The organism is Actibacterium lipolyticum (assembly GCF_900184935.1).
In the GTDB taxonomy this organism is placed as follows: domain Bacteria; phylum Pseudomonadota; class Alphaproteobacteria; order Rhodobacterales; family Rhodobacteraceae; genus Actibacterium_A; species Actibacterium_A lipolyticum.
Genome location: NZ_FXYE01000001.1, coordinates 281,167 through 304,699 on the forward strand (window position 1 = coordinate 281,167; position 23,533 = coordinate 304,699).

Consider the following 23,533-nt stretch of genomic DNA (forward strand, 5'->3'; position numbering starts at 1 on the left):
GAAGCATCATATTAATGCTGCCAAAAGCATGGCGACGGTGGCAAGGAACCCGACGCTCCAGATTAGTGAGCGCCACGGGGTCAGGCCGAACGCGTAGGCGGGGACGTAGAGGATGCGCGCGCCGAGGTACGTCCAGGCGCATGTCGCGGTGAAGCTGGTGGATTGGTCAGACAGGGTGATGACCACGACCGCGAGCGTGAACAGGATCAACCCTTCGAAGTGGTTGTTCATGGCGCGGTAGAGGCGTGCGGTGCGAATGCTTAGTTGGTCTTCTAGGCTGCCGCCCAGCCGTGCGCGATCCCGCGGGCCGAGGGTTTTGCCCTGACCAAGTTCAATGTTCGCAGGAATGGACATGAGTGCAAATTGGATAACTTGCAGTAGGCCGGCGAGGGTGAGGGCGGTGAGTTCTGGGGTCATTTCGTTCTTTCGAAAGCTAAGACGCCGTGAGCTTCAATTGCTTGCTGCACGATTTGGTTCGGCAAGGAGCCGCCCCCGCGCAACAGATGTATTTTGAATGGTGACATCTTCTGCAAATCCGCTTCCCATTCGTCGCTTTCAAAAAGCCAGTCGCCGTATCCGAACCTCTCAGTCAGCGTGATAGCGACGTCCAAGTCGCTATCTGGTCGTTCAGTTTTCGTTGCTCGACTGCCGACGATGAAGGCTGTCTCAATTTTTGGATTGGCCGCAGCCCAAGCTGCGACCATTTCGATTTGTTGTTTGAGCGAACTCAAAGATCCATCAGCAACCGGCGCGGATCCTCGAGCGCTTCTTTGACGCGGACAAGGAAGGTCACGGCGCCTTTACCGTCGACAATGCGGTGGTCATAGGACAGGGCCAGATACATCATCGGACGGATCACGACCTGACCTTTGATTGCCATCGGGCGGTCCTGAATCTTGTGCATGCCGAGGATACCGGACTGCGGTGGGTTCAGGATCGGCGAGGACATCAGCGAGCCGTAGACACCACCGTTGGAGATGGTGAACGTGCCGCCCTGCATTTCGGCCATCGACAGTTTGCCGTCACGGGCGCGCGCGCCTTTTTCGGCGATCGCTTTTTCGATGTCGGCGAAGGACATTGCGTCGGCGTCACGGATCACCGGAACCACAAGGCCGGTGGGTGTGCCAGCGGCGATGCCCATGTGAACGAAGTTCTTGTAAACCACGTCGGTGCCGTCGATTTCGGCGTTCACCTCGGGGATTTCTTTCAGGGCGTGAACACAGGCCTTGGTGAAGAACGACATGAAGCCAAGCTTGACGCCGTGTTTCTTCAGGAACAGGTCTTTGTATTCGTTGCGCAGGGCCATCACCTCGGTCATGTCGACCTCGTTATAGGTGGTCAGCATGGCTGCGGTGTTTTGGCTGTCTTTCAGGCGCTTGGCGATGGTCTGGCGCAGGCGGGTCATCTTTACCCGCTCTTCGCGGGCGGCATCGTCTGCGTGGACGGGTGCGCGTGGCGCGGCGGCGGGGGCCGCAGCGGCGGCAGGTGCGGTGACTGCTTTCAACACATCTTCTTTCATGATGCGGCCATCGCGGCCCGAGCCGGTGACCTGATCAGCCGAGATGCCTTTTTCAGCCATCAGTTTCTTGGCGGCTGGTGCATCTTCTACGTCTTTACCGGTTGCAGCGGCGGCAGGAGCAGCAGCAGGCGCAGCCGCTGGTTTGGTCGCAACAGCGCCGGAACCAGAGGTCATGATTGCCAGCTTGGCCGATGCTTCGACGGTGTCACCCTCTTTCGCGAGGATTTCAGTGATCGTGCCAGCAGCAGGTGCGGGAACTTCGACCGATACTTTGTCGGTTTCCAGCTCGCACAGCATTTCGTCTTGGGCAACGGTGTCGCCGACCTGTTTGAACCATGTGGAAACGGTTGCCTCGGTGACGCTTTCGCCCAAGGTCGGGACCATCACGTCAATCGCTTCGCCTGTATCGCTGGAGGCGGCCGCTTCGGCGGGTTTGGCAGCCGGGGCAGGGGCCGCAGCTTCGCCGCCTTCGGAGATGGTTGCCAGCAGCGCATCAACGCCGACGGTTTCGCCTTCGGCTGCTACGATCTCTCCCATGGTGCCTGCGGCGGGGGAGGGCACTTCGACGGTGACCTTGTCGGTTTCCAGCTCGCAGAGCATTTCGTCAACCTCAACGCGGTCGCCGGGGTTCTTGAACCATGTGGCAACGGTTGCTTCGGTGACGCTTTCACCAAGGGTGGGTACGCGGACTTCTGTGGACATGTTCTATTTACCCTTCGATGGTCAGCGCTTCGTTTACGAGCGCTGTTTGCTGTGCTTTGTGCATGCTTGCCAAACCCGTCGCGGGCGAGGCGGAGGCGTTACGGCCAACAAAGCGCGGGCGCTTGTGCTTGGCCTTGATGCGGGTCAGAACCCATTCAATATTCGGTTCAACGAACGTCCAGGCGCCCTGGTTCTTCGGCTCTTCCTGACACCAGACAACTTCGGCGCCCTTAAAGCGTTCCAGCTCCTTGACCAGAGAGATCGCCGGGAACGGATAGAACTGTTCAAGACGCAGCAGATAGATATCGTCGATGCCGCGTGCGTCACGCTCTTCCAGCAGGTCATAGTAGACTTTGCCGGAACAGATAACGACGCGCTTGACCTTGTCGTCTGCGACCAGCTTCGTTTCCGAAGCGCCGGTTTCAGCGTCATCCCAAAGAACGCGGTGGAAGGACGAACCCGTTGTAAATTCGTCTGCTTTGGAAACGGCCAGCTTGTGGCGCAGCAGCGATTTAGGCGTCATCAGAACCAGTGGTTTACGGAATGTCCGGTGCAACTGGCGACGTAGGATGTGGAAATAGTTCGCCGGGGTCGAACAGTTGGCGACGATCCAGTTATCTTCGGCCGACATCTGAAGGAAGCGTTCCAGACGGGCAGAAGAGTGTTCTGGGCCCTGACCTTCGAAACCGTGTGGCAGCAACATCACAAGACCCGACATCCGCAGCCATTTGCGTTCGCCCGAGCTGATGAATTGGTCAAACATGATCTGCGCTCCGTTGGCGAAATCGCCAAACTGGGCTTCCCACATGACCAGCGCGTTCGGTTCGGACAGCGAATAGCCGTATTCGAAACCAAGCACCGCGTATTCCGAAAGCATCGAGTCGATGACTTCGTAATGCGCCTGACCTTCGCGGATGTGGTTCAGCGGGTAATACCGCTCTTCCGTATCCTGATTGATAAAGGCCGAGTGGCGCTGAGAGAACGTGCCGCGGGTCGAATCCTGCCCGGCCAGACGTACAGGGTAGCCTTCGGTCATCAAGGAACCGAACGCCAATGCCTCTGCTGTGGCCCAGTCAAAACCTTTGCCCGATGCGAACATCTCTTTCTTGGTGTCCAACAGGCGGCCCACAGTTTTGTGGATCGGGAACCCGTCAGGCGCGGTGGAAAGGGCAGCGCCCACGTCTTTCATTGTCTCTTCCGAGATCGACGTTTCACCGCGCTGATAATCTTCGCCCTCGCGGTCCAGATGGGACCAGCGGCCATCAAGCCAGTCGGCTTTGTTTGGCTTGTATTCCTTGCCCGCCTCGAACTCAGTGTTCAGGTGGGACTGGAACGCGGCCTTCATATCCTCGATCTCTCCCTCGGGGATCAGGCCGTCTTTGACAAGGCGATCGGTGTAAAGCTGAAGGGTCGTCTTCTGCTTTTTGATCTTCTTGTACATCAGCGGGTTGGTGAACATCGGCTCGTCGCCTTCGTTGTGACCAAACCGGCGATAGCAGAAGATATCGATAACCACGTCTTTGTGGAACTTCTGACGGAATTCAGTGGCAACCTTGGCTGCGTGAACCACGGCCTCTGGATCGTCACCATTCACGTGGAAGATCGGCGCCTCAACCATCAGCGCGATATCCGTTGGATAGGGGCTGGAGCGGCTGAAATGCGGCGCAGTCGTAAAGCCGATCTGGTTGTTCACAACCAAGTGGATTGTGCCGCCGGTGCGGTGACCCACAAGGCCGGACATGCCGAAACATTCGGCCACAACACCCTGACCCGCAAACGCGGCATCGCCGTGCAGCAGGATCGGAATAACCGCTTCGCGATTGGCATCGTTCAGCTGGAACTGTTTCGCACGCGCCTTGCCCAGAACAACCGGGTTCACGGCCTCAAGGTGCGATGGGTTCGCGGTTAGCGACAGGTGAACAACGTTGCCGTCAAATTCACGGTCAGAAGATGCGCCAAGGTGGTATTTCACATCGCCCGAACCATCAACGTCTTCGGGCTTAAAGCTGCCGCCCTGAAATTCGTTAAAGATCGCGCGGTAAGGCTTTGCCATCACGTTGGCCAGCACCGAAAGACGCCCACGGTGGGGCATCCCGATAACGATGTCTTTGACACCAAGGTTACCGCCGCGTTTGATGATCTGTTCCATCGCGGGGATCAGGCTTTCGCCGCCATCAAGGCCGAAACGCTTGGTGCCCATGTATTTCACGTGCAGGAACTTTTCAAAGCCCTCAGCCTCGACCAGCTTGTTCAGGATCGCGCGGCGACCTTCACGGGTAAAGGTGATCTCTTTGCCGAACCCTTCGATGCGCTCTTTCAGCCAGCTGGCCTGCTCTGGGTCGGAAATGTGCATGTATTGCAGGGCAAAGGTGCCACAATAGGTGCGTTTCACGATGTCCAAGATTTCGCGCAGGGATGCGATCTGAAGGCCCAGAACGTTATCGATAAAGATCGGGCGGTCCATGTCGGCTTCGGTGAAGCCATAGGATTTTGGGTCCAGCTCTGGGTGCGGCGTGTGTTCGTGCATCCCAAGCGGGTCAAGGTCAGCGACCAGATGGCCGCGAATACGATAAGCGCGGATGATCATCAGCGCGCGGATCGAATCCAGCACGGCGCGTTTGATCTGTTCGTCCGAAACGGACACGCCCTTTTCGGCGGCCTTGGCTTGAATTTTCTTGCCGGCGTCTTTGACCTCGGCAGCGGCTGCGGGCCATTGCCCATCCAGCGCGGCGGTCAAATCGTCATTCGGCTGTGGGGGCCAGTCGGTGCGCGCCCACGATGGGCCCGTGGCCTCTGCCTTTACGTCCAGTTCAGCATCGCCAAGGGTGGCGAAGAACTGCTGCCACGCCTCATCAACCGCGTTCGGGTCGTTGGCATAGCGGGCATACATCTGTTCCAGATATTCCGCATTATGCCCCTGCATAAAGCTGGAGGCATGGAAGACGTCGTTAGGGCTTTGGTCCGTCATGGCTGCACCTGATAAATTATGGGCCACGCCCCTGATATGGGGCGCGGCATTCGTAAGTTGGAATTAGCCGATTGCCTTAAGCACAGCTTCGCCAAGACCGGCGGGGCTGTCTGCGACAACGATACCGGCCGATTTCATGGCTTCGATCTTGTCCTCAGCACCGCCTTTACCGCCAGCGACAATCGCGCCAGCGTGACCCATGCGGCGGCCCGGAGGCGCCGTGCGGCCAGCGATGAAACCAGCAGTTGGTTTCCAACGGCCTTTTTTCTTTTCATCGGCTAGGAACTGAGCGGCTTCTTCTTCGGCAGAACCACCAATCTCACCGATCATGATGATCGATTGAGTTTCTGGGTCGGCCAAGAACATTTCCAGCACGTCGATATGTTCGGTGCCTTTGATGGGGTCGCCGCCGATGCCAACAGCCGAAGACTGGCCAAGGCCGGAATCCGAAGTCTGTTTCACGGCTTCGTATGTCAGCGTACCGGAACGGGACACAACGCCAACCGAACCACGCTTGTGGATGTGGCCGGGCATGATGCCGATCTTACATGCGTCAGGCGTGATAACGCCGGGGCAGTTGGGGCCGATCAGCGTGGATTTAGAAGTTTCCAGCGCGCGCTTAACCCGCATCATGTCCAGCACCGGAATGCCTTCGGTGATGCAGACGATCAGTTCCATTTCAGCGTCGATCGCTTCAAGGATCGAATCCGCCGCGAAGGGCGGGGGAACATAGATCACCGATGCGTTAGCTTCGGTCACGTGCTTTGCTTCGTGAACCGAGTTGAACACGGGCAGGTTAAGATGCGTCTGGCCACCTTTGCCCGGCGTCACACCGCCGACCATCTTGGTGCCATAAGCAATCGCCTGTTCCGAGTGGAAAGTACCCTGCGAACCGGTAAGGCCCTGACAGATTACCTTTGTGTTTTCGTCTACGAGAACTGCCATCAGTCTTACCCCTTCACCGCTTTAACGATCTTCTCGGCGCCGTCTTTCAGGTCATCCGCAGCGATCACGTTTAGGCCGGAGGTCTTGATGATCTCTTTACCCTTCTCGACGTTCGTACCTTCAAGGCGAACGACAAGCGGGACTTCAAGACCAACTTCTTTCACCGCAGCGATAACGCCTTCGGCGATAACGTCACAGCGCATGATGCCACCAAAGATGTTCACCAAGATGCCTTTGACCTGAGGGTCAGAGGTGATGATCTTGAACGCTTCGGTCACTTTCTCTTTCGTGGCGCCGCCGCCAACGTCAAGGAAGTTCGCAGGTTCAGCACCATACAGTTTGATGATGTCCATCGTCGCCATGGCAAGGCCAGCGCCGTTCACCATGCAGCCGATTTCACCGTCCAGCGCGATGTAGTTCAGATCGAACTTCGATGCGGCCAGCTCTTTGGGGTCTTCTTCGGTTTCGTCGCGCAGGGCGGCGATATCGGCGTGGCGATAGATTGCGTTGCCGTCGAAGCCAACCTTGGCGTCCAGAACTTTCAGATCACCGCTATCTGTAACGATCAGCGGGTTGATCTCCAGCATCTCCATATCCTTCTCCATGAAGGCTTTATAGAGAAGGCCCATCAGCGAAACGCACTGCTTAACCTGCTTGCCCTCAAGGCCAAGCGTGAACGCGATGCGACGGCCGTGGAAAGGCTGATAGCCCGTTGCAGGATCAACCGAGAAGGACAGGATCTTTTCAGGGGTCGCTGCTGCAACCTCTTCAATGTCCATGCCGCCTTCGGTGGAGCATACGAACGAAACGCGGCTGGTCTGGCGATCAACCAGAAGGGCCAGGTACAGTTCGGTTTCAATGCCGGAGCCATCTTCGATGTAGATGCGGTTGACCACTTTGCCCGCTGGGCCGGTCTGGTGCGTCACAAGTGTGCGACCCAGCATCTTTTGTGCTTCTTCGGCGGCTTCCGAAACGGATTTGGCAAGGCGGACACCGCCCTTTTCGCCAGCATCGGCTTCTTTGAAGGAACCCTTGCCGCGGCCACCCGCGTGGATTTGTGCTTTGACGACCCAGAGCGGACCTTCAAGTTCACCTGCAGCGGTTTTCGCTTCGTCGGCTTTCAGTACGACACGGCCATCAGAGACCGGGGCGCCATAGTCACGAAGGAGTGCCTTCGCTTGGTATTCATGAATGTTCATGAAACTGTCCCGTCTTAGTACAATTCTTGGCCTTAATGGCACAGTCGCTGAACGCCGAAAAACGTTTTCGATCAATATGCGTGGATTTTGACAGGTATTGTGAGTTTGTGATCACACTCTCAAAAAGCGTGATCACAAAACGATATCGGGCGCCGATTCTTATCATCGCAGGCGTTTGAACGTTGGTCGCGCTAACAGGCGTTCCCAGTCTGCGCGGCTAGATAACCCCAATGCATTTAACTAAAATTGAACAGTTCGAAGATTTGCGCATCGTGCTGGCGAAGCATGTCATCAAAATGCTGGGGCGAAAGGTCGAACGCGACGCTGGGAAAATGGCGTTTGATCGCGGGGGCGGGGTCGAACGTGGTGTAATCCAACATGCCGCGGGATCGCAGTTCGGGTTCAAGTGCTGGGTCCACGACCTGAATGATGTTGTGAAGCTGCATGATGCGGTCAAAAGACCGTCTGTTTCGACGCACAAATTTGATCTGTTCAAGCCGTCCAGCGCCAAGTTCGGTACGCTTTTTAATCGCGATACCCTTCGTCTTTTTGGCCAGCTTTTCGGCCCAATGCAGCGGGGTCAAACCATCAAAATGCAGCAATTTCGTTTCTAACGCCCATTTGGGGTCAGTCTGCGGCATGGGTTTGGGGTGGTGAATGCCCACTTGGCAGCCCAATCCAGTGCGCACGAATGTCTTGCTGCCTGTGTAGCCCCCGAACCCGTCCTTGGTATAGGCAGCGCTGACGCCGAAAAGTGATGGGTCGTTGCGGTGCTCTTTAGGTCGATTGCGAAAAACGCCTTCGAAGATCGAGTTGTCCGGAACCGCGCCAAGGTAAGCGCGTTCAGAGTTCGGCGTTTGGACGCAGCCAACTGAGCTTGGAAGGGCTGACAGCTTGGTGCTGATGTCGCCGGTGCTGATCAGGAATTCGTCGGCGTCGCAATGCAACAGCCAATCAAGGTCGCAGGTTTTGTAGATAAGGTTGGCGTTCAGAACCTGCCGGCGCGGATGGCGCGACGGGCGTTCGATGCCATGAGAAATCTGCCAGTAATTCTCAGTGCATGTGAACACCTGACAATGGTCGGTCGCGGATAGGATTTCCTCAATCTCGGGCGCTGGCTTGTCCAGAAAGATGAAGATGCGCGACGCGCCGAGCGACAGATAGTGCGCGACGAAGGCAAGGATCAGGTCCTTGGGCTCGTCCACAGTGGCGACGACGCCCCATCTTTGAAGGTCGGCACTCATATAGCGCCGACCCAATGTTTTTGATTTCGCAGCACACGCCAACAGGTGACGTGTGGCGAAACTTTAAGCGAGGGAGTCGTCAATGCCCTTACACGCTTCAACAAGGCCCTTAACCGCATCAAGCGATTTGTCGAACATTGCTTGCTCATCTTTGTTGAGCTTGATGTCGACGACCTTTTCAATACCGCCAGCGCCGATGATGGTAGGAACACCAACATACATGCCGTCCAGGCCGAATTCGCCGTCACAGTACGCTGCGCAAGGCAGAAGACGCTTTTGGTCTTTCAGGTACGCTTCGGCCATTTCGATTGCCGATGTCGCCGGGGCATAGAAAGCCGAGCCAGTTTTCAGCAGGCCAACAATCTCTGCGCCGCCGTCACGGGTGCGCTGAATGATTGCGTCCAGCTTGTCTTGCGTGGTCCAGCCCATTTCGACCAGATCAGGCAGAGGGATGCCAGCAACGGTCGAATAACGCGACAGTGGAACCATCGTATCACCGTGGCCACCCAGAACGAACGCGGTAACGTCCTTCATGGAAACGCCGAATTCGACCGACAGGAAGTGACGGAAGCGGGCGGAATCAAGAACGCCAGCCATGCCAACGACCTTCTGGTGTGGCAGACCAGAAAATTCGCGCAGCGCCCAAACCATCGCGTCCAGCGGGTTGGTGATGCAGATCACGAACGCATCTGGTGCGTTGTCGCGGATGCCTTCGCCAACGGCTTTCATGACCTTCAGGTTGATGCCCAGCAGGTCGTCACGGCTCATGCCCGGCTTGCGCGGAACACCAGCGGTAACGATGCAGACATCAGCGCCCGCGATATCGGCGTAATCAGTGGTACCCTTCAGTGTGGCATCGAACCCTTCGGAAGGGCCGGATTCGGCGATATCAAGCGCCTTGCCTTGAGGAGTGCCTTCAGCGATGTCGAATAGTACAACGTCGCCAAGTTCCTTGATCGCGGCCAGATGAGCGAGCGTGCCGCCGATCTGTCCCGCACCGATAAGGGCGATCTTGGGTCTGGACATGAGTTAGTTCCCCGTCAGTTGAAATTGCGCGATGCGTAGCCATTCGCGGCGCTTCACGCAAGGGCGCTGCGCTGCGGCATGCCAGAACTTCGCCTTTTGCTGGCGCTAACACTGCGCTATGGCTGAAAAAAGAGCAGTTTCAGCAGGTGTCGCAGTGTTTGAACTTGATTTGATGTTTTTTGCGCTGGCGATACCCGCAGTGATCTTTGCGGGGATTTCTAAGGCCGGTTTTGGGTCTGGTGCGTCTTTTGCCGCGACGCCGATTCTTGCGCTGGTATTGCCGCCAGCTGCGGCGATCGGGTTGATGTTGCCCCTGTTGATGTTGGTCGATCTGGTCACGCTTGGCCCTTACCGCGGTCAGTGGCGTTGGCCTATCGCCAAGCGGATGATCTTGGGCGCGGTGCCGGGCGTCGCGCTGGGCGCGCTGTTATACAACCTGACGAACCCCGACATTTTTCGGTTTCTGATTGGGGCTGTTGCCCTAGGGTTTGTTGCCTTTCAGCTGTCGGTTCGCATGCGTTTGTTCCGATATCGCGCAGAACCTTTTTCGCCAAAGGCGGGCGTGTTTGCGGGCACTGTGGCCGGGTTTACCAGCTTTGTCAGCCATGCGGGCGGTCCGCCGGTTGCCGTCTACCTTTTGGCCGAAGGACTGGGCAAAACGGCCTTTCAAGCGACGACCGTGATGGTGTTCTGGGCGATCAACATCATGAAGTTTGTGCCCTATGCCTTCCTTGGAATCTTCACGTGGGAAACGTTCGTGGCGGATTTGTTTCTTGCCCCGTTTGCCCTATTGGGCGCGTGGATTGGCATAAAGGCGCATCACATGGTGCCCGAGCGCGTTTTCTTTGCGCTGACCTACATCTTTCTGTCGATAACGGGCGCTAAACTAATTTGGGACGCGCTGACGTAAATCGCGCCTGAATTGCCACGTAATTCTGCGATGCGGCAAAACGGGGGTTGCGCAATGCTGCGCAATCGTGATCGTTTGCGCAACAAAATTGCGAGGAAGAAGAATCATGGCCCAAGCTGCACGCCCCTACCGCTCTGTTCTTTACATCCCCGGCTCGAAAGAGCGGGCGCTGGAAAAAGCCAAGACCCTTCCTGTGGATGCGATCATCTTTGATTTGGAAGACGCGGTCGCGGTGGAAGAAAAGGTTTCCGCCCGTGAAACCCTTCGCAATGCGTTGGCCGAAGGTGATTATGGGTCGCGCATGCGGATCGTTCGGATCAACGGCCTTGATTCCGAATGGGGGCGCGACGATGCTTTGGCCGCGGCAAGCATGGATTGCGATGCTGTCCTGCTGCCTAAGGTCGAATGCCCAGAGCAAGTGCAGCAGCTAAGCGAACTGGTTCCAGGCAAAGCGATCTGGGCGATGATGGAAACCCCGTTGGGCATCCTGAACGCGGCTGCGATTGCTGCACACGATCGGATGGTCGGTTTTGTGATGGGCACCAATGACCTTGCCAAAGAGCTGAAGTGCCGCTTCCGCGCAGACCGGATGCCCATGCTGACATCGCTGCAAATGTGCCTGTTGGCGGCGCGCGCCGAAGGGATCGTTGTGGTCGATGGCGTCTACAATGCCTTCAAAGACGAAGACGGGCTGCGCGCCGAATGCGAACAGGGCCGCGACATGGGTTTCGATGGTAAAACCCTGATCCACCCGGCACAGGTCGCCATCGCGAATGCCGCCTTTGCGCCAACCGAAGAAGAGGTGGACCTTGCCCGCCGTCAGATCGCCGCCTTCGAAGAAGCAGAGGCAAAGGGCCTTGGCGTTGCAGTTGTGGATGGCCGAATTGTCGAAAATCTGCATATCGTGACGGCGCAAGAAACGTTGGCCAAGGCGGCCGCGATTGCGGAATTGGAAGGTTCTTGATGACTTGGCTGGTTCTGGGCCTCTTATTGTGGAGCGTCCCGCATCTTTTCAAACGCATCGCGCCAGACGCGCGCGAAAGACTGGGTGACAAGTTCAAAGGGGTTGTGGCCCTTCTGGTTGTCGCGGGCATTGTTCTGATGGTGATCGGATACCGATCATTTGACTATGTTCCTGTCTGGACGCCTCCGTCTTGGGGGATGCATTTGACGGATCTGTTGATGCTGTTCTCTGTCGCGTTGTTCGGTTTGGGGAACTCCAAAAGCCGTCTGCGCAAGAAGTTGCGCCATCCCATGCTGCTCGGCGTGATCGTTTGGGCGGGCGCGCATCTGTTGGTGAATGGCGATCTGGCCTCGGTCGTTCTGTTCGGTGGAATGGCTGTTTGGGCGGTGGCGTCGATTTTCATGATCAACGCCCGACAGCCTGAATGGGCACCTTATGTCGGCGGCAGCGTGGCTGGTGACGTGCGCTTAGCGCTGATCACTGCGGCTGTTTATGCGGTTATTGGCGGCATCCACATGTGGATCGGCCCGTCACCTTTTCCGGTGTAATCCATATGCAAGCATACCGTTTATTGACCGAAGAAGACACATCAGCCTTTTGCCACAAAGTGACAGAGGCATTGTCGAAAGGGTGGGATCTGTATGGTGATCCTTCCTACGCTTTTGACGCCGCCACCGGCAAAATGCGCTGTGCGCAAGCCGTGGTGAAAGAGGTAGAGGGCGACTATTCGCCCGACATAAAACTAGGAGCGCTGTGAGTATGGCCAAAACCAATCCGGGCCGGTTTTTCGAAGACTATAAGGTAGGGCAAGTGATTGCGCATGCCGTTCCCCGCACGCTTTCGGGTGGTGAACGGGCGGCCTATCACGCGCTGTATCCTGCGCGGCATGCACTGTATTCATCCGACGAATTCGCGCGGGCCAGCGGCCTGTCCGCGGCTCCGTTGGATGACATGATCGCGTTCCACACCGTCTTTGGCAAAACCGTTCCGGATGTGTCGCTGAACGCGGTGGCGAACCTTGGCTATGCCGAGGGGCGTTTTCTTAAGCCGGTTTATGCGGGCGATACGCTTCGGTCGGAAAGCGAAGTGATTGGGGTTAAGCAGAATTCCAACGGGAAGTCGGGCGTTGTGTATGTGCGTACGCGCGGGCTGAACCAGCGGGACGAGGTCGTTCTGGAATATGTGCGCTGGGTGATGGTTCGCAAACGCGATCTGGATGCACCCGCACCGGAAACGGTTATTCCCGAACTGGCCAAGGTGGTTGACCCTGCTGATCTGGCGATCCCCGAAGGGCTGGATTTCACCAACTACGATTTCACCCTTTCGGGCGAACCGCACCGTTGGGGCGATTACGAGGTTGGTGAAACGATCGACCATGTCGATGGCGTCACGATTGAAGAGGCCGAACACATGCTGGCCACGCGCCTGTGGCAGAACACCGCCAAGGTGCATTTCGACGCGACCTTCCGCCCGGATGGTCAGCGCCTGATCTATGGCGGGCACGTCATCAGCATGGCACGAGCGCTGTCTTTCAACGGCTTGGCGAACGCGCAGATGATCGTGGGCCTTAACGGCGGGGCGCATGCCAACCCTTGCTTCAGCGGTGATACCGTAAAAGCCTGGAGCGAGGTTTTGGACAAAGCTGAAACCAGCGCGCCGGGCGTTGGGGCCATCCGGCTTAGACTGGTCGCCACCAAGGGTGGGGAGCCGTTCGCCCTGAAGGGTGAGGACGGTAAATACCGCCCCGAAGTGCTGTTGGATCTGGACTACTGGGCGTTGATGCCGGTCTGATTCCAGCCGCGCCGAAACATCCGGGCGCCCGGAATAGTTGACTAAAACAATCAAATTTATTTGTGATCACACGGCCCAATCGTGTGATCACAAATCTGCATTTTTCAGCATTTGAGCGATTTTTCCGGGTGGTTCAGCGCTAACGCACCGTGACTTACTCCGAAAAATCCGTAACACCACCCATAAGGGACCAGATAGCAAGAAGGCACCAACATGGCTGATGTAAACCGGGGGAACCGGCCACTTTCCCCCCACCTTCAGATTTACCGCCCACAGCTCACCTCCATCACCTCGATCCTTACGCGGATTTCGGGCAATGCGCTTTTGCTTGGCGCGCTGTTGGCTGTTTGGTGGTTCTTGGCCGCCGCTTCCGGGCCAGAGCATTTCGCAATTGCGGATGGCTTTATCACCTCGTGGTTCGGCGATCTTATCATGCTCGGGTCCACTTGGGCGCTGTGGTATCACGCGCTGGCTGGCGTTCGTCACCTGATCTGGGACACGGGCCGTGGTTTTGAGTTGCAGACCGCCGAAACGCTTGGCTGGGCTGTTATCATCGGATCGGTCGTCATGACCATCTTCACACTCATCGTTGTTTGAGGGGGCTGACATGTCATTCCTGACAGATCGTAAACGCGCCGTCGGCATGGGTGCTTCGCATGTCGGCACGCACCATCATTGGTCCATGACAGTCAGCTCTGTTGGGCTGCTGATCTTGGTTCCGCTGTTCGTCTTTACCTTTGGCCCGATGCTGGGCGCGCCTCATGCAGAGGTTGCTGCCTTTTTCGCACGCCCATTCCCGGCCATCGTTGCCGCGCTGACGTTTGTTGTGGGCTTCATGCACTTCAAAAACGGCGTGCAAGTCGCAATCGAAGATTACACCTCTGGCATGACCCGCAAGATCCTGATCATTGCGATGATCTGCCTAAGCTACGGCGCAGCCGCGACCGGCGTGTTCGCCGTCGCCCGCCTTGCGCTTTAAGGAGCACCGAAAAACATGGCAGCTTACGAATACGAGACGCATGAATATGACGTCGTAGTGGTTGGTGCTGGTGGCGCGGGTTTGCGCGCGACGCTTGGTATGGCCGAACAGGGCCTGCGCACCGCATGTGTCACCAAAGTTTTCCCAACACGTTCGCACACTGTTGCGGCGCAGGGCGGCATCGCGGCTTCCCTTTCCAACATGGGCCCAGACAACTGGCAGTGGCACATGTACGACACGGTCAAAGGCTCTGACTGGTTGGGCGATACCGATGCGATGGAATACCTTGCCCGCGAAGCACCCAAAGCGGTGTACGAACTGGAACATTACGGCGTTCCATTTTCGCGCACGGAAGAAGGCAAGATTTACCAGCGTCCCTTCGGTGGGCACACCACTGAATTCGGCGAAGGCCCCCCCGTACAGCGCACCTGTGCTGCCGCTGACCGGACCGGCCACGCGATCCTGCACACGCTCTATGGTCAGTCGCTGAAGAACAACGCCGAGTTCTATATCGAATATTTCGCGATCGATCTGGTCATGTCCGAAGACGGCCAATGCCAAGGCGTTGTCTGCTGGAAGCTGGACGACGGCACGATCCACATCTTCAACGCCAAGATGGTTGTACTGGCGACGGGTGGCTATGGCCGCGCGTATTTCAGCGCCACCTCGGCCCACACCTGCACCGGTGACGGTGGTGGTATGGCGGCACGTGCTGGCCTGCCCCTGCAGGATATGGAATTCGTTCAGTTCCACCCGACCGGTATCTATGGTTCGGGCTGTCTGATTACCGAAGGCGCGCGGGGCGAGGGTGGTTACCTGACCAACTCCGAAGGCGAACGCTTTATGGAGCGTTACGCGCCAACCTATAAAGACCTTGCGCCGCGCGACTATGTCAGCCGGTCTATGACGATGGAAATCCGCGAAGGTCGCGGTGTGGGTGCCGAAGGTGATCACATTCACCTGCACCTTGATCACCTGCCACCGGAAACGCTGGCGCTGCGCCTGCCCGGTATTTCGGAAAGCGCGAAAATCTTTGCCGGTGTTGACCTGAACAAAGAACCGATCCCGGTTCTGCCGACCGTTCACTACAACATGGGTGGCATCCCGACCAACTATTGGGGCGAAGTGCTGAACCCAACCGCCGAAGATCCAAACGCCGTTGCGCCTGGCCTGATGGCTGTGGGCGAGGCTGGTTGTGCGTCGGTTCACGGTGCGAACCGTCTTGGCTCCAACTCTCTGATCGACCTTGTGGTGTTCGGCCGCGCCGCCGCCATTCGCGCGGCAGAAGTGGTTGATGCCAACGCTGCAAACCCAGTGCTGAACCAAGCGTCCATCGACAAGGCGCTGGAGCGTTTCGACGGTCTGCGCCACGCCAAAGGCAATGTCTCGACCGCTGAACTGCGTCTAGAGATGCAGAAAACAATGCAGTCTGACGCAGCCGTTTTCCGCACATCCAAAACGTTGACCGAAGGCGTCGACAAAATGACGGCAATCGCCGCCAAGATGGACGACCTGAAGGTTACCGATACCTCGTTGGTGTGGAACTCTGACCTGATGGAAACGCTTGAACTGACCAACCTGATGCCCAACGCGCTGGCCACCATTCACGGCGCAGAAGCACGCAAAGAAAGCCGCGGCGCCCATGCGCACGAGGATTTCAGCGAGCGTGACGACGAAAACTGGCGCGTCCACACGATTTCGCGTGTCGAAGGTAACAACGTTGACCTGACTTATCGTCCGGTCGTCGTTGACCCGCTGACCACCGAAACCGAAGGCGGCATTTCGCTTAAGCGTATCGCCCCCAAAGCGCGGACGTTCTGATGCGTCGGCTGGCGGCTTTGTTCGTGGGCGCGCTTGCGCTTTCTGGCTGCGATGTCGCAAATGGCATCGCAGAACAGACCACGCGGGATTTGGCCAAGCAAACCGTTAACGGCGTCGTTGAACAGCGCTTTCCGGGGGCAAACGTTGCCCCCTATACGGACTGCGTCATCGATAACGCCAGCACACAGGAAATCCTGACATTGGCGGGCGAGGCTGTTTCGGGCTCGCCTTCGCAGAAGGCAGTGGAAACGGTCGTGGAAATCGCGGCACGCCCCGAAGCAACGAAATGCCTGACACAGGCCGCCCTATCCTCGTTCGTGGGCTAGGCGCGTCAGAGCCCGCATGCTTGACCTGAAGACCAAGGATCACGTCCAAGACGCCTGTTTATGAAGCTCAACACTCAGTCGGCAGCAATAGCTAGCTTGGTGTTCACTTCGAAAAGCCACTCAGTGCAGCCCAAAAACCTGATCGATTTTTATTTTTCGAAACTTGTTGCTTCGCGCGAGATGTAACGATCCCAGCGATTTTTTCAGTGCCTTCAGCTAGAAAAGATTTGGACCAGTCTGCGCCACCACTTCTTGCTTGTTTTTGTGGTTTGAATTTCACGGCAGATGGTGGGGCGTTCGATATGTCAATGCCGCAGAATGAGCTAGCTGCGTTGATGGTAGCCTGAGAGTTCTGCAGGATGGTTTCGTATTCAAGCATTAGAGGCGAGATGCCCGATGCAAGAAAATAGGCTTGCCACTTGGCCTCATCGACAAGAATACTGGTCAGTTTGTCAAAAATAAGCTCCCAGTCGTAATGCGCCTCGGCCACTTCGGGCATATCCGAAATCCACGATTTCGTTTGAGAAGCGCGGGCGAATGAAACCGCTTGATCAATCTTGCTCTGACGGCTCACATGCAGAAAGCTGTACCTCTGGGGATCGGGTTCCAGCTTTAGGAAGAGGGGAAGATGACTATAATGCATTTTTAGGGCAAAAACCCCGTTCCGCCCAGTGCGCTTGCCCTTGATGAAATCAAAAACGGCCCTGTCATCGTCAGATCCAGAAAGGCGTGCCCACTCTCGGAAGTTTGCAGGATTGAGGTATTCCAGCGGATACCCAAACGCGCCTGTTTCATGCAGTTGATGGCTTAGGAAATGACTGCCTGACCGTGGCGTGCTGCAAATGACCACGTGCGTGGTTGCATCTGTCGGTGGGAAGTCAAAGTCAGATGAGAACTGTCTGTCCCAAAGGTTGGTTGGGCGATCTCGGTCAGATCGATTACTCATTGCGAACCTCGCACAGAATAGTCGGCTATCGTTTCAGAGAAAATGCGCTCTATTGTGTCTAGCTGCGCGTCTAGAATACTCTTGTCGCTCAGGTTGAATTCCTGACGAGACAAATCGGTGAGAGCTTTTATCAACCGCGATTGGGTGCTTGTGATCTCTTCTACTGAAGGTTCGCGGTCGACTAGTTTCGGTTTCTTGCCCTTTAGCCTAAAGATTAGGCCCCGCACCCCCCGAGGAGTGGGCGCGGCTTCGGTCGTTTGAACGGCAGGAAGTGGTGTGATCTCGACATTCATCTCCAGACTCGCAGCCCAATCTTGCCATTTGAAGTTGTTGAAATTGGCTACCTGTGAAACGGCTTTCCACGGAATTCTGAAGGCGTCAGCAAGAATAGCTCCGTGCATGGATTCCGTTATGACCTTTTCAGAGCGTGCTATCTGTTCGATGACCGTCCGAGCCTCTTCCCGCGGAGATATATATCTAAGGCCGGCATTTTCGCAGATAGTTTGCCAGTCATAGTATGGGCTAACATCGCTATGGCAATGTGGGATGAAGGCAATGCCTTTACGTTCGGAAAGGCCAGAAAATTCTGGAAGCCGAGATATGAGCGCGGCCGGGTCGGTGGCAAATTTCTCCATGCCCAAACCCATTTTTTCTGCGGTTAGCGGGCCACGAACGAAGCGAATGTCCCACTCCGAGTTGGCATTCAAATCGGGTAGTTGGCCGAAGCCGCTTCCACTGCCCAGTACGAGGTAGCTGCCCGCATCCGGTAGATTGCGTGTGTTTAATATGGTCCCAACCCCGACAAGGGTTCGCTGCTCGTCCCATTCGCGCCATCCAGGAAGAAACCGATCCCACAGCCAAAGATTCAGATCGTCGCCAAAGTTTCCGGCCGGGCTTTTCCAGTAAAAAAGTTTCATTGATCGTAAGTTTCCCAGTGCGAGACTTGCCCTGATACGGGCGTCAGTGTTGCTTGCGTATCGCCAACGTTTTCTTCATTTCCCCCAACAGTCGTGCGAGCGCTACAAGTTTTTCTGCTGCTTTAGACGAGCGACCCAGGCTTGCATATAATACCGCGCCCAAACCTAGTGAAAGTGCTGTGCGCATGCCCTTGACTGGGACGTACAAAACGACTGGTCCCAATTTGTTATGTGGGTAATCTTGGCGTGCTGCGCGCACCATACCTATGCGTACTTCCCGCTGCCAGACTGTGCGCAAGCTGATTTGATCTGGGCGGATGATGTGCTGTACGCAGGCATCGGGCACGAAAACCCCTCGCTGGCCGGTCCCGAGGATTTCCTTGATTAAGCCAGTGTCTTCCCCTCCGGCAGAATTTGCAGCGAAGTTCAGGTGTTCCGTATCGAAGCAATGCTCATTTAGGGTCGCACTGCGGACCATCATATTTGCGCCTTTGAACTGCCAGAACTTTGCATCTGCAACTCGGCTATTTCGTTCGACCGGCGTTGATCCGAATGCACGCCCCTTATCAGAAAGGTGAAGCAGCCATTTTGGCGCGGGCGCATCCCAACGGGGGCGGACTTGCCCCGCAAACGCAATGACTTCCGGCAGGTTTCGAGCGGCTTCATAATATGCTCTCAACCAGGTCGGGGCGGGCAATATATCGTCGTCTGCAAAAACGACTAAGCTTCCGGTCGCAGCCGCGATCCCGGTGTTAAGCGCGTAGGATTTTCCGGGACGCGGTTCTTCTTTAATTACAGTCGGCCATGGAAGGTGCGCATTTGCGAGTATTTGCGCCGTCTCATCAGTGCTAGCGTTGTCCACAAAGATAATTTCAACTTCGAGGCCAACAGACTCAACACTCTTTAGATGCTCTAGCAATCGTGGCAGAGTTCTTGCACCATTGAAGGTGCAGATGACGACCGAGATACGTTCCATCTCTTGTAAAACCCGCAATATCCCGTTTGCAGCCAGCATAGGGGTGCATCGAGCGTTGTAAATGCCACATATTTAACCATTATTAGGACGCCCGTTAGCGAAAACTTCGCCCGTTGGTCATTGGCTTTCCGTTGACCGTCGAGTAGGTTAGCAAAGAAAAATGACCTGCAAGACTAGGCGGTAGCAATGGTTCAGTTCACACTACCCAAGAACTCCAAGATCACGACCGGTAAAACATGGCCGCGGCCGACCGGCGCAACCAACGTTCGCAAGTTCCAGATTTACCGCTGGAACCCTGATGACGGTCAGAATCCACGCGTGGATACCTATTTCGTCGATATGGATACCTGCGGTCCGATGGTTCTGGATGCGCTGATCAAGATCAAAAACGAGATTGATCCGACGCTGACCTTCCGCCGGTCTTGCCGCGAAGGTATTTGCGGGTCCTGTGCGATGAACATCGACGGGATCAACACGCTGGCCTGTATCTATGGCATGGACGAGATCAAGGGCGACGTGAAAATCTATCCTCTGCCGCACATGCCGGTGGTGAAGGATTTGATCCCCGATCTGACGCATTTCTATGCCCAGCATGCGTCGATCATGCCGTGGCTGGAAACCAAAACGAACCGCCCTGCGAAGGAATGGAAGCAGTCGATTGAAGACCGTAAGAAACTGGATGGTCTTTACGAATGCGTCATGTGTGCAAGCTGTTCAACCTCTTGCCCATCCTACTGGTGGAACGGTGATCGGTATCTTGGCCCTGCGGCGTTGCTGCACGCGTATCGCTGGATCATCGACAGCCGTGATGAAGCAACCGGTGAGCGTTTGGACGAGTTGGAAGATCCATTCAAACTGTACCGCTGCCACACCATCATGAACTGCGCTAAGACTTGCCCCAAGGGTTTGAACCCTGCGAAGGCGATCTCGGAAATTAAAAAGATGATGGTTGAACGCACGGTCTAATCTGACCTTCGGCAATCTATCGCGACATTGAACCGGCCCCTTGTGGGCCGGTTTTGCATTTTGGCGTCCCGCTACGTCAAGGCTCGACCGGTGGCGGGTCTTGCCCTTACCCTGTCAAAAAGCGGAGGGGCCATGACCGAACATTTAGCGGCAGATGTAATCGTTGTGGGCGCAGGGTTGGCCGGTTTGGTCGCCGCAAGCGAGGCCACCGCGCGTGGGCGCAGCGTGTTGGTTTTGGACCAAGAGGGCGAACAATCCCTTGGCGGGCAGGCGTTCTGGTCCCTTGGTGGTTTGTTTATGGTCGATACGCCCGAACAGCGGCGCATGGGCATTTCCGATAGTCGCGATTTGGCGGCGACTGACTGGATGGGCTCGGCCGGGTTCGATCGCCCCGAAGATGCGAACCCGCGCAAATTCGCCGACGCATATTTGGACTTCGCCGCGGGCGAGATGCGCAGCTGGCTGCATGGGCTGGGCATGCGCTGGTTCCCCGTGGTCGGCTGGGCCGAACGTGGTGGCGAAATGGCGGATGGCCACGGCAACTCTGTCCCGCGGTTTCATTTGACTTGGGGCACGGGGCCGGGCGTCATCGCGCCGTTTATCCGGCAGGTGCGCGAGGCCGAGGCTGCAGGAAAGCTGCGGTTCGGATTTCGCCATAAGGTGAGCGAGCTTCTGATCGAAGGTGGCATCGCAACGGGCGTTGCGGGTGTGCAGTTGGCGGCGGCCACGGAGGCGCGAGGGGTATCAACGACGCGCGAACAGGTTGGCGATTTCACCGCAAAAGGCGAAAGCATCGTTGTGACCAGCGGCGGTATCGGCGGCAACCACGAACTTGTGCGCAGCTATTGGCCGGTCGATCGGCTTGGCCCGGCGCCGAAACACATGATCGCGGGTGTGCCGGACTATGTGGACGGGCAGATGCAACAGGTGGCCAAAGACGCGGGGGCGGGGCTGATCAACGGTGATCGCATGTGGCATTACACCGAAGGCGTGCAGAACTGGGCGCCAATCTGGCCCAAGCATGGGATTCGCATTTTGCCCGGCCCCAGCTCCCTTTGGTTCGATGCACTGGGCGACCGTATAGCCGCGCCCTGCCTGCCGGGGTTTGACACGCTTTCAACGTTGAAGCGCATTCTGCAAACCGGGCACGAACATAGCTGGTTCATCCTGACTCAGAAGATCGTTGAAAAGGAATTCGCCCTATCAGGGTCGGAACAGAACCCTGATTTCACCTCGGGAAAATGGCGGGAGGTTCTGAAATCCCGTCTTGGAAAGGGCGCGCCGCCCGCCGTCGAAGCGTTCAAAGCACACGGCGCGGATTTCGTTGTGCGCGATACGCTGGAGGCGTTGGTCGAAGGCATGAACGCTCTGACGCCGGATGCGCCGGTCGACTTGACGCATATTCGCCAGCAGATAGAGGCGCGCGACGCACAGCTTGAAAACCCCTTCGCAAAGGACGCGCAGATCACGGCCATCCGTGGCGCGCGTGCGTATCGTGGCGACAAGCTGATACGCACGGCGAAGCCGCACAAGATACTGGACCCTGCAAACGGCCCACTTATCGCTGTGCGCCTGAACATTCTGACGCGCAAATCACTGGGTGGTTTGCATACGGATCTAAGCGGTCAAGTTCTGCGGCCGGATGGTTCGCCGTTTCCGGGCTTGTTCGCCGCTGGTGAAGTTGCTGGTTTCGGCGGAGGCGGTTATCACGGCTACAACGCGCTAGAGGGCACATTTTTGGGCGGGTGCATCTTTTCTGGCCGGCAGGTCGGAAGGTCCGTCTAGGCCCGTCAGATGACACGCGCGCTGCGAAGGAATTGGGGCGTCTATGCTGGTACCATTGGGCCTGATCGTGGCCTTTCTACTTATGCTGCTGTTTGCCAAACCGGGAACGCGCCAGTGTCGTTGGCGCGAAGACCGCCGCCTTAACAAGAATGGGGAAACCTATTTTGCTTGTGTGGCATGTGGTGCCACCACCTATTGCAAGCCGGGAAAATCGCCGCAAACCTGCCTGCGCAACAAGGAACGTTAGATGCATACTCCGCCAAAAGACGCCGCCGCGCGCCGTGCTGTTGCTCCTGTCATTTGCTACCCGGTGGAGGCCCTGCCACAGCCCGACCTAACGCTGCTGCGTACTGCACGAAAGCGGATGGTCAAAACTGACGAGGTGCTGATACCCGCGCGTCAGGCCCGTTGTTTTAACGCGAAGGCTGGGCAGTTCTTTCGTATTTCCTGCCCGGATGGTCCGCAGGTGGGTGACCTTAACATATGGAACGCCAACAATTTGGCCGAACGGTTCTACTCTGGGAAAACCCGTGCGCTGCATGGCACTCATCTTTCGACGGGGTGTCGCATGTGGTCGTCTTTTCCAAACCTGCGCCCCTTGGCAACCATCACGCACGACACGCTTGACTGGTACGGCATCGATGAATTCGGGGGTTCGGTTCACGATGTGATTGGCACCCGATGCGATCCCTATACGAACAATCTTCTTAGCGGTGGGCAGTATCACCATTGCTGTCATTCCAACCTGACGCGGGCCTTGGCCGAAGAAACCGGTATGGCCTTGGCCGAGGCTGAACAGCACGTGCATGATGTTTTGAACGTCTTCATGTGTACCGGGTTCACACGGGACACCGGCCAGTATTTCATGAAGGCCAGCCCGGTCCGTCAGGGCGATTTCCTTGAATTCTTCGCAGAGGTGGACGTTCTGGGCGCGCTGAGCGCTTGCCCTGGCGGCGATTGCGGAAGCGAACATTCAAGCGACACAGCGCAATGCCATCCGTTGCTGGTGGAGGTTTTCACGCTGGAAAGCGGTGCCTTGAAAGGATGGGTGCCGCCAGTGCCGAACGGATATGACCGATCCCATGGTGCGGGTGGTTAATTCAGGCGCTGAGCGATCATCGTGGCGCGGTCGATACGCCAATGCCCAACGCCAGTGGGGCAACAACGCGGATCACCGGGGTTAGGCATGGTTGTGGTTAGGGTGATGTCAGTCGGGCCAAACACCTGATCGCGGGGCTCAAACCCCAACAGCCCGTTGATTTGCGCGACACTGGTAAAACCGGAGTCCAGTTTTTGAAACAGCCCTGCGTGAATCGTCGCGCTACCTGCGGAACCGGGCACGTGTACATAGACGATGCCCAATGCTTCGGTCGCTGCTTGGGCCGTATCGGCGTTGGGCAACCAAATCGACGCGGCGGGCGCAGCGCCACCCGCAAGGGTTTGGCTTAGCAGCGCGTCCAGATCGCCCCAATCATCGTTGGCCTGCGCCTGCGAACCACTTGGGAGCAGGCCAAGAAAAATTGCGAAAATGATAAGCTTCAACATGTCA

General features: G+C 56.9%; 24 protein-coding genes. 12 read left to right on the top strand and 12 right to left on the bottom strand.

The window, feature by feature from the left end; all coding sequences use genetic code 11:
* Window positions 1–6 precede the first annotated feature (6 nt).
* From COL8621_RS01435 to mdh, 8 genes are all read right to left on the bottom strand, one after another.
* Window positions 7–417 carry an MAPEG family protein gene (locus tag COL8621_RS01435; RefSeq protein WP_093965561.1) on the bottom strand — a complete coding sequence of 137 codons (411 nt, stop codon included), beginning with the start codon at window positions 415–417 and terminating at the stop codon, window positions 7–9.
* Window positions 414–731 (bottom strand): nucleotidyltransferase domain-containing protein, encoded by a 318-nt coding sequence (locus tag COL8621_RS01440; protein ID WP_141137799.1) that lies wholly within the window; start codon window positions 729–731, stop codon window positions 414–416. The genes COL8621_RS01435 and COL8621_RS01440 overlap by 4 nt, the downstream gene beginning before the upstream one ends.
* Window positions 728–2,221 carry a 2-oxoglutarate dehydrogenase complex dihydrolipoyllysine-residue succinyltransferase gene (gene odhB / locus COL8621_RS01445; protein WP_093965563.1) on the bottom strand — a complete coding sequence of 498 codons (1,494 nt, stop codon included), beginning with the start codon at window positions 2,219–2,221 and terminating at the stop codon, window positions 728–730. The genes COL8621_RS01440 and odhB overlap by 4 nt, the downstream gene beginning before the upstream one ends.
* 7 nt (window positions 2,222–2,228) lie before the next feature.
* Window positions 2,229–5,189 (bottom strand): 2-oxoglutarate dehydrogenase E1 component, encoded by a 2,961-nt coding sequence (locus tag COL8621_RS01450; protein ID WP_093965564.1) that lies wholly within the window; start codon window positions 5,187–5,189, stop codon window positions 2,229–2,231.
* 63 nt (window positions 5,190–5,252) lie between these two features.
* On the bottom strand, window positions 5,253–6,134 hold the full coding sequence (sucD, locus tag COL8621_RS01455) for a succinate--CoA ligase subunit alpha (protein ID WP_093965565.1): 882 nt from the start codon (window positions 6,132–6,134) through the stop codon (window positions 5,253–5,255).
* A gap of 5 nt (window positions 6,135–6,139) precedes the next feature.
* Window positions 6,140–7,333: an ADP-forming succinate--CoA ligase subunit beta gene (gene sucC, locus COL8621_RS01460; RefSeq protein ID WP_093965566.1), complete on the bottom strand. Its 1,194-nt coding sequence runs from the start codon at window positions 7,331–7,333 to the stop codon at window positions 6,140–6,142.
* A gap of 236 nt (window positions 7,334–7,569) precedes the next feature.
* Window positions 7,570–8,577: a glycosyltransferase family 2 protein gene (locus COL8621_RS01465; RefSeq protein WP_093965567.1), complete on the bottom strand. Its 1,008-nt coding sequence runs from the start codon at window positions 8,575–8,577 to the stop codon at window positions 7,570–7,572.
* Window positions 8,578–8,640: 63 nt separating this feature from the next.
* The gene (mdh, locus tag COL8621_RS01470; protein WP_093965568.1) at window positions 8,641–9,603 is read right to left on the bottom strand and encodes a malate dehydrogenase; all 963 of its coding nucleotides are present in this window, start codon (window positions 9,601–9,603) and stop codon (window positions 8,641–8,643) included.
* A 154-nt stretch (window positions 9,604–9,757) separates the two neighbouring features.
* On the opposite strand from mdh, the gene COL8621_RS01475 reads away from it, so the two are divergent.
* The 9 genes from COL8621_RS01475 (at window position 9,758) to COL8621_RS01515 (ending at window position 16,394) form a co-directional block, all read left to right on the top strand.
* A complete protein-coding gene (locus COL8621_RS01475) occupies window positions 9,758–10,513 on the top strand; it encodes a sulfite exporter TauE/SafE family protein (protein ID WP_093966857.1) in 756 nt (251 codons plus the stop codon).
* 106 nt (window positions 10,514–10,619) lie between these two features.
* Window positions 10,620–11,477, top strand: a complete 858-nt coding sequence (locus COL8621_RS01480) for an HpcH/HpaI aldolase/citrate lyase family protein (RefSeq protein WP_093965569.1) — start codon at window positions 10,620–10,622, stop codon at window positions 11,475–11,477.
* A complete protein-coding gene (locus COL8621_RS01485) occupies window positions 11,477–12,025 on the top strand; it encodes an NnrU family protein (protein WP_093965570.1) in 549 nt (182 codons plus the stop codon). Before COL8621_RS01480 ends, COL8621_RS01485 begins: the two co-directional genes overlap by 1 nt.
* Window positions 12,026–12,030: 5 nt before the next feature.
* A complete protein-coding gene (locus tag COL8621_RS01490) occupies window positions 12,031–12,234 on the top strand; it encodes a DUF1737 domain-containing protein (RefSeq protein WP_093965571.1) in 204 nt (67 codons plus the stop codon).
* A 2-nt stretch (window positions 12,235–12,236) separates the two neighbouring features.
* Entirely contained in the window at window positions 12,237–13,268 is a 1,032-nt protein-coding gene (locus COL8621_RS01495; protein WP_093965572.1) for a MaoC family dehydratase, read from the top strand.
* A gap of 213 nt (window positions 13,269–13,481) precedes the next feature.
* Window positions 13,482–13,865, top strand: coding sequence for a succinate dehydrogenase, cytochrome b556 subunit (gene sdhC, locus COL8621_RS01500; protein WP_093965573.1), 384 nt, complete (start codon window positions 13,482–13,484; stop codon window positions 13,863–13,865).
* Between the two features lie 10 nt (window positions 13,866–13,875).
* Window positions 13,876–14,247: a succinate dehydrogenase, hydrophobic membrane anchor protein gene (gene sdhD, locus COL8621_RS01505; RefSeq protein ID WP_093965574.1), complete on the top strand. Its 372-nt coding sequence runs from the start codon at window positions 13,876–13,878 to the stop codon at window positions 14,245–14,247.
* A gap of 15 nt (window positions 14,248–14,262) precedes the next feature.
* Window positions 14,263–16,068 (top strand): succinate dehydrogenase flavoprotein subunit, encoded by a 1,806-nt coding sequence (gene sdhA / locus COL8621_RS01510; protein ID WP_093965575.1) that lies wholly within the window; start codon window positions 14,263–14,265, stop codon window positions 16,066–16,068.
* Window positions 16,068–16,394 (top strand): hypothetical protein, encoded by a 327-nt coding sequence (locus tag COL8621_RS01515; protein WP_093965576.1) that lies wholly within the window; start codon window positions 16,068–16,070, stop codon window positions 16,392–16,394. Before sdhA ends, COL8621_RS01515 begins: the two co-directional genes overlap by 1 nt.
* Before the next feature lie 103 nt (window positions 16,395–16,497).
* Here the strand turns inward: COL8621_RS01515 and COL8621_RS01520 are convergent, their stop codons facing one another.
* From COL8621_RS01520 to COL8621_RS01530, 3 genes are read right to left on the bottom strand one after another with little or no spacing between them, the layout of a single operon-like run.
* Complete coding sequence (locus tag COL8621_RS01520; protein ID WP_093965577.1) at window positions 16,498–17,340, bottom strand: Stf0 family sulfotransferase; 843 nt, start codon at window positions 17,338–17,340, stop codon at window positions 16,498–16,500.
* A complete protein-coding gene (locus COL8621_RS01525; RefSeq protein ID WP_093965578.1) occupies window positions 17,337–18,257 on the bottom strand; it encodes a polysaccharide pyruvyl transferase family protein in 921 nt (306 codons plus the stop codon). Before COL8621_RS01525 ends, COL8621_RS01520 begins: the two co-directional genes overlap by 4 nt.
* 43 nt (window positions 18,258–18,300) lie before the next feature.
* On the bottom strand, window positions 18,301–19,272 hold the full coding sequence (locus tag COL8621_RS01530) for a glycosyltransferase (protein WP_093965579.1): 972 nt from the start codon (window positions 19,270–19,272) through the stop codon (window positions 18,301–18,303).
* Between the two features lie 147 nt (window positions 19,273–19,419).
* On the opposite strand from COL8621_RS01530, the gene COL8621_RS01535 reads away from it, so the two are divergent.
* The 3 genes from COL8621_RS01535 to COL8621_RS01550 all read left to right on the top strand — a co-directional run bounded on the left by COL8621_RS01535 (window position 19,420) and on the right by COL8621_RS01550 (window position 23,083).
* The gene (locus COL8621_RS01535; RefSeq protein WP_093965580.1) at window positions 19,420–20,199 is read left to right on the top strand and encodes a succinate dehydrogenase iron-sulfur subunit; all 780 of its coding nucleotides are present in this window, start codon (window positions 19,420–19,422) and stop codon (window positions 20,197–20,199) included.
* A gap of 132 nt (window positions 20,200–20,331) precedes the next feature.
* A complete protein-coding gene (locus tag COL8621_RS01540; RefSeq protein ID WP_093966858.1) occupies window positions 20,332–21,984 on the top strand; it encodes an FAD-binding dehydrogenase in 1,653 nt (550 codons plus the stop codon).
* Between the two features lie 247 nt (window positions 21,985–22,231).
* Window positions 22,232–23,083: an urea carboxylase-associated family protein gene (locus tag COL8621_RS01550; RefSeq protein WP_093965582.1), complete on the top strand. Its 852-nt coding sequence runs from the start codon at window positions 22,232–22,234 to the stop codon at window positions 23,081–23,083.
* On the opposite strand, the gene COL8621_RS01555 is transcribed toward COL8621_RS01550, so the two are convergent.
* The gene (locus COL8621_RS01555) at window positions 23,080–23,529 is read right to left on the bottom strand and encodes a hypothetical protein (RefSeq protein ID WP_093965583.1); all 450 of its coding nucleotides are present in this window, start codon (window positions 23,527–23,529) and stop codon (window positions 23,080–23,082) included. The two genes, COL8621_RS01550 and COL8621_RS01555, sit on opposite strands and share 4 nt — an antisense overlap.
* Between the last annotated feature and the right edge of the window lie 4 nt (window positions 23,530–23,533).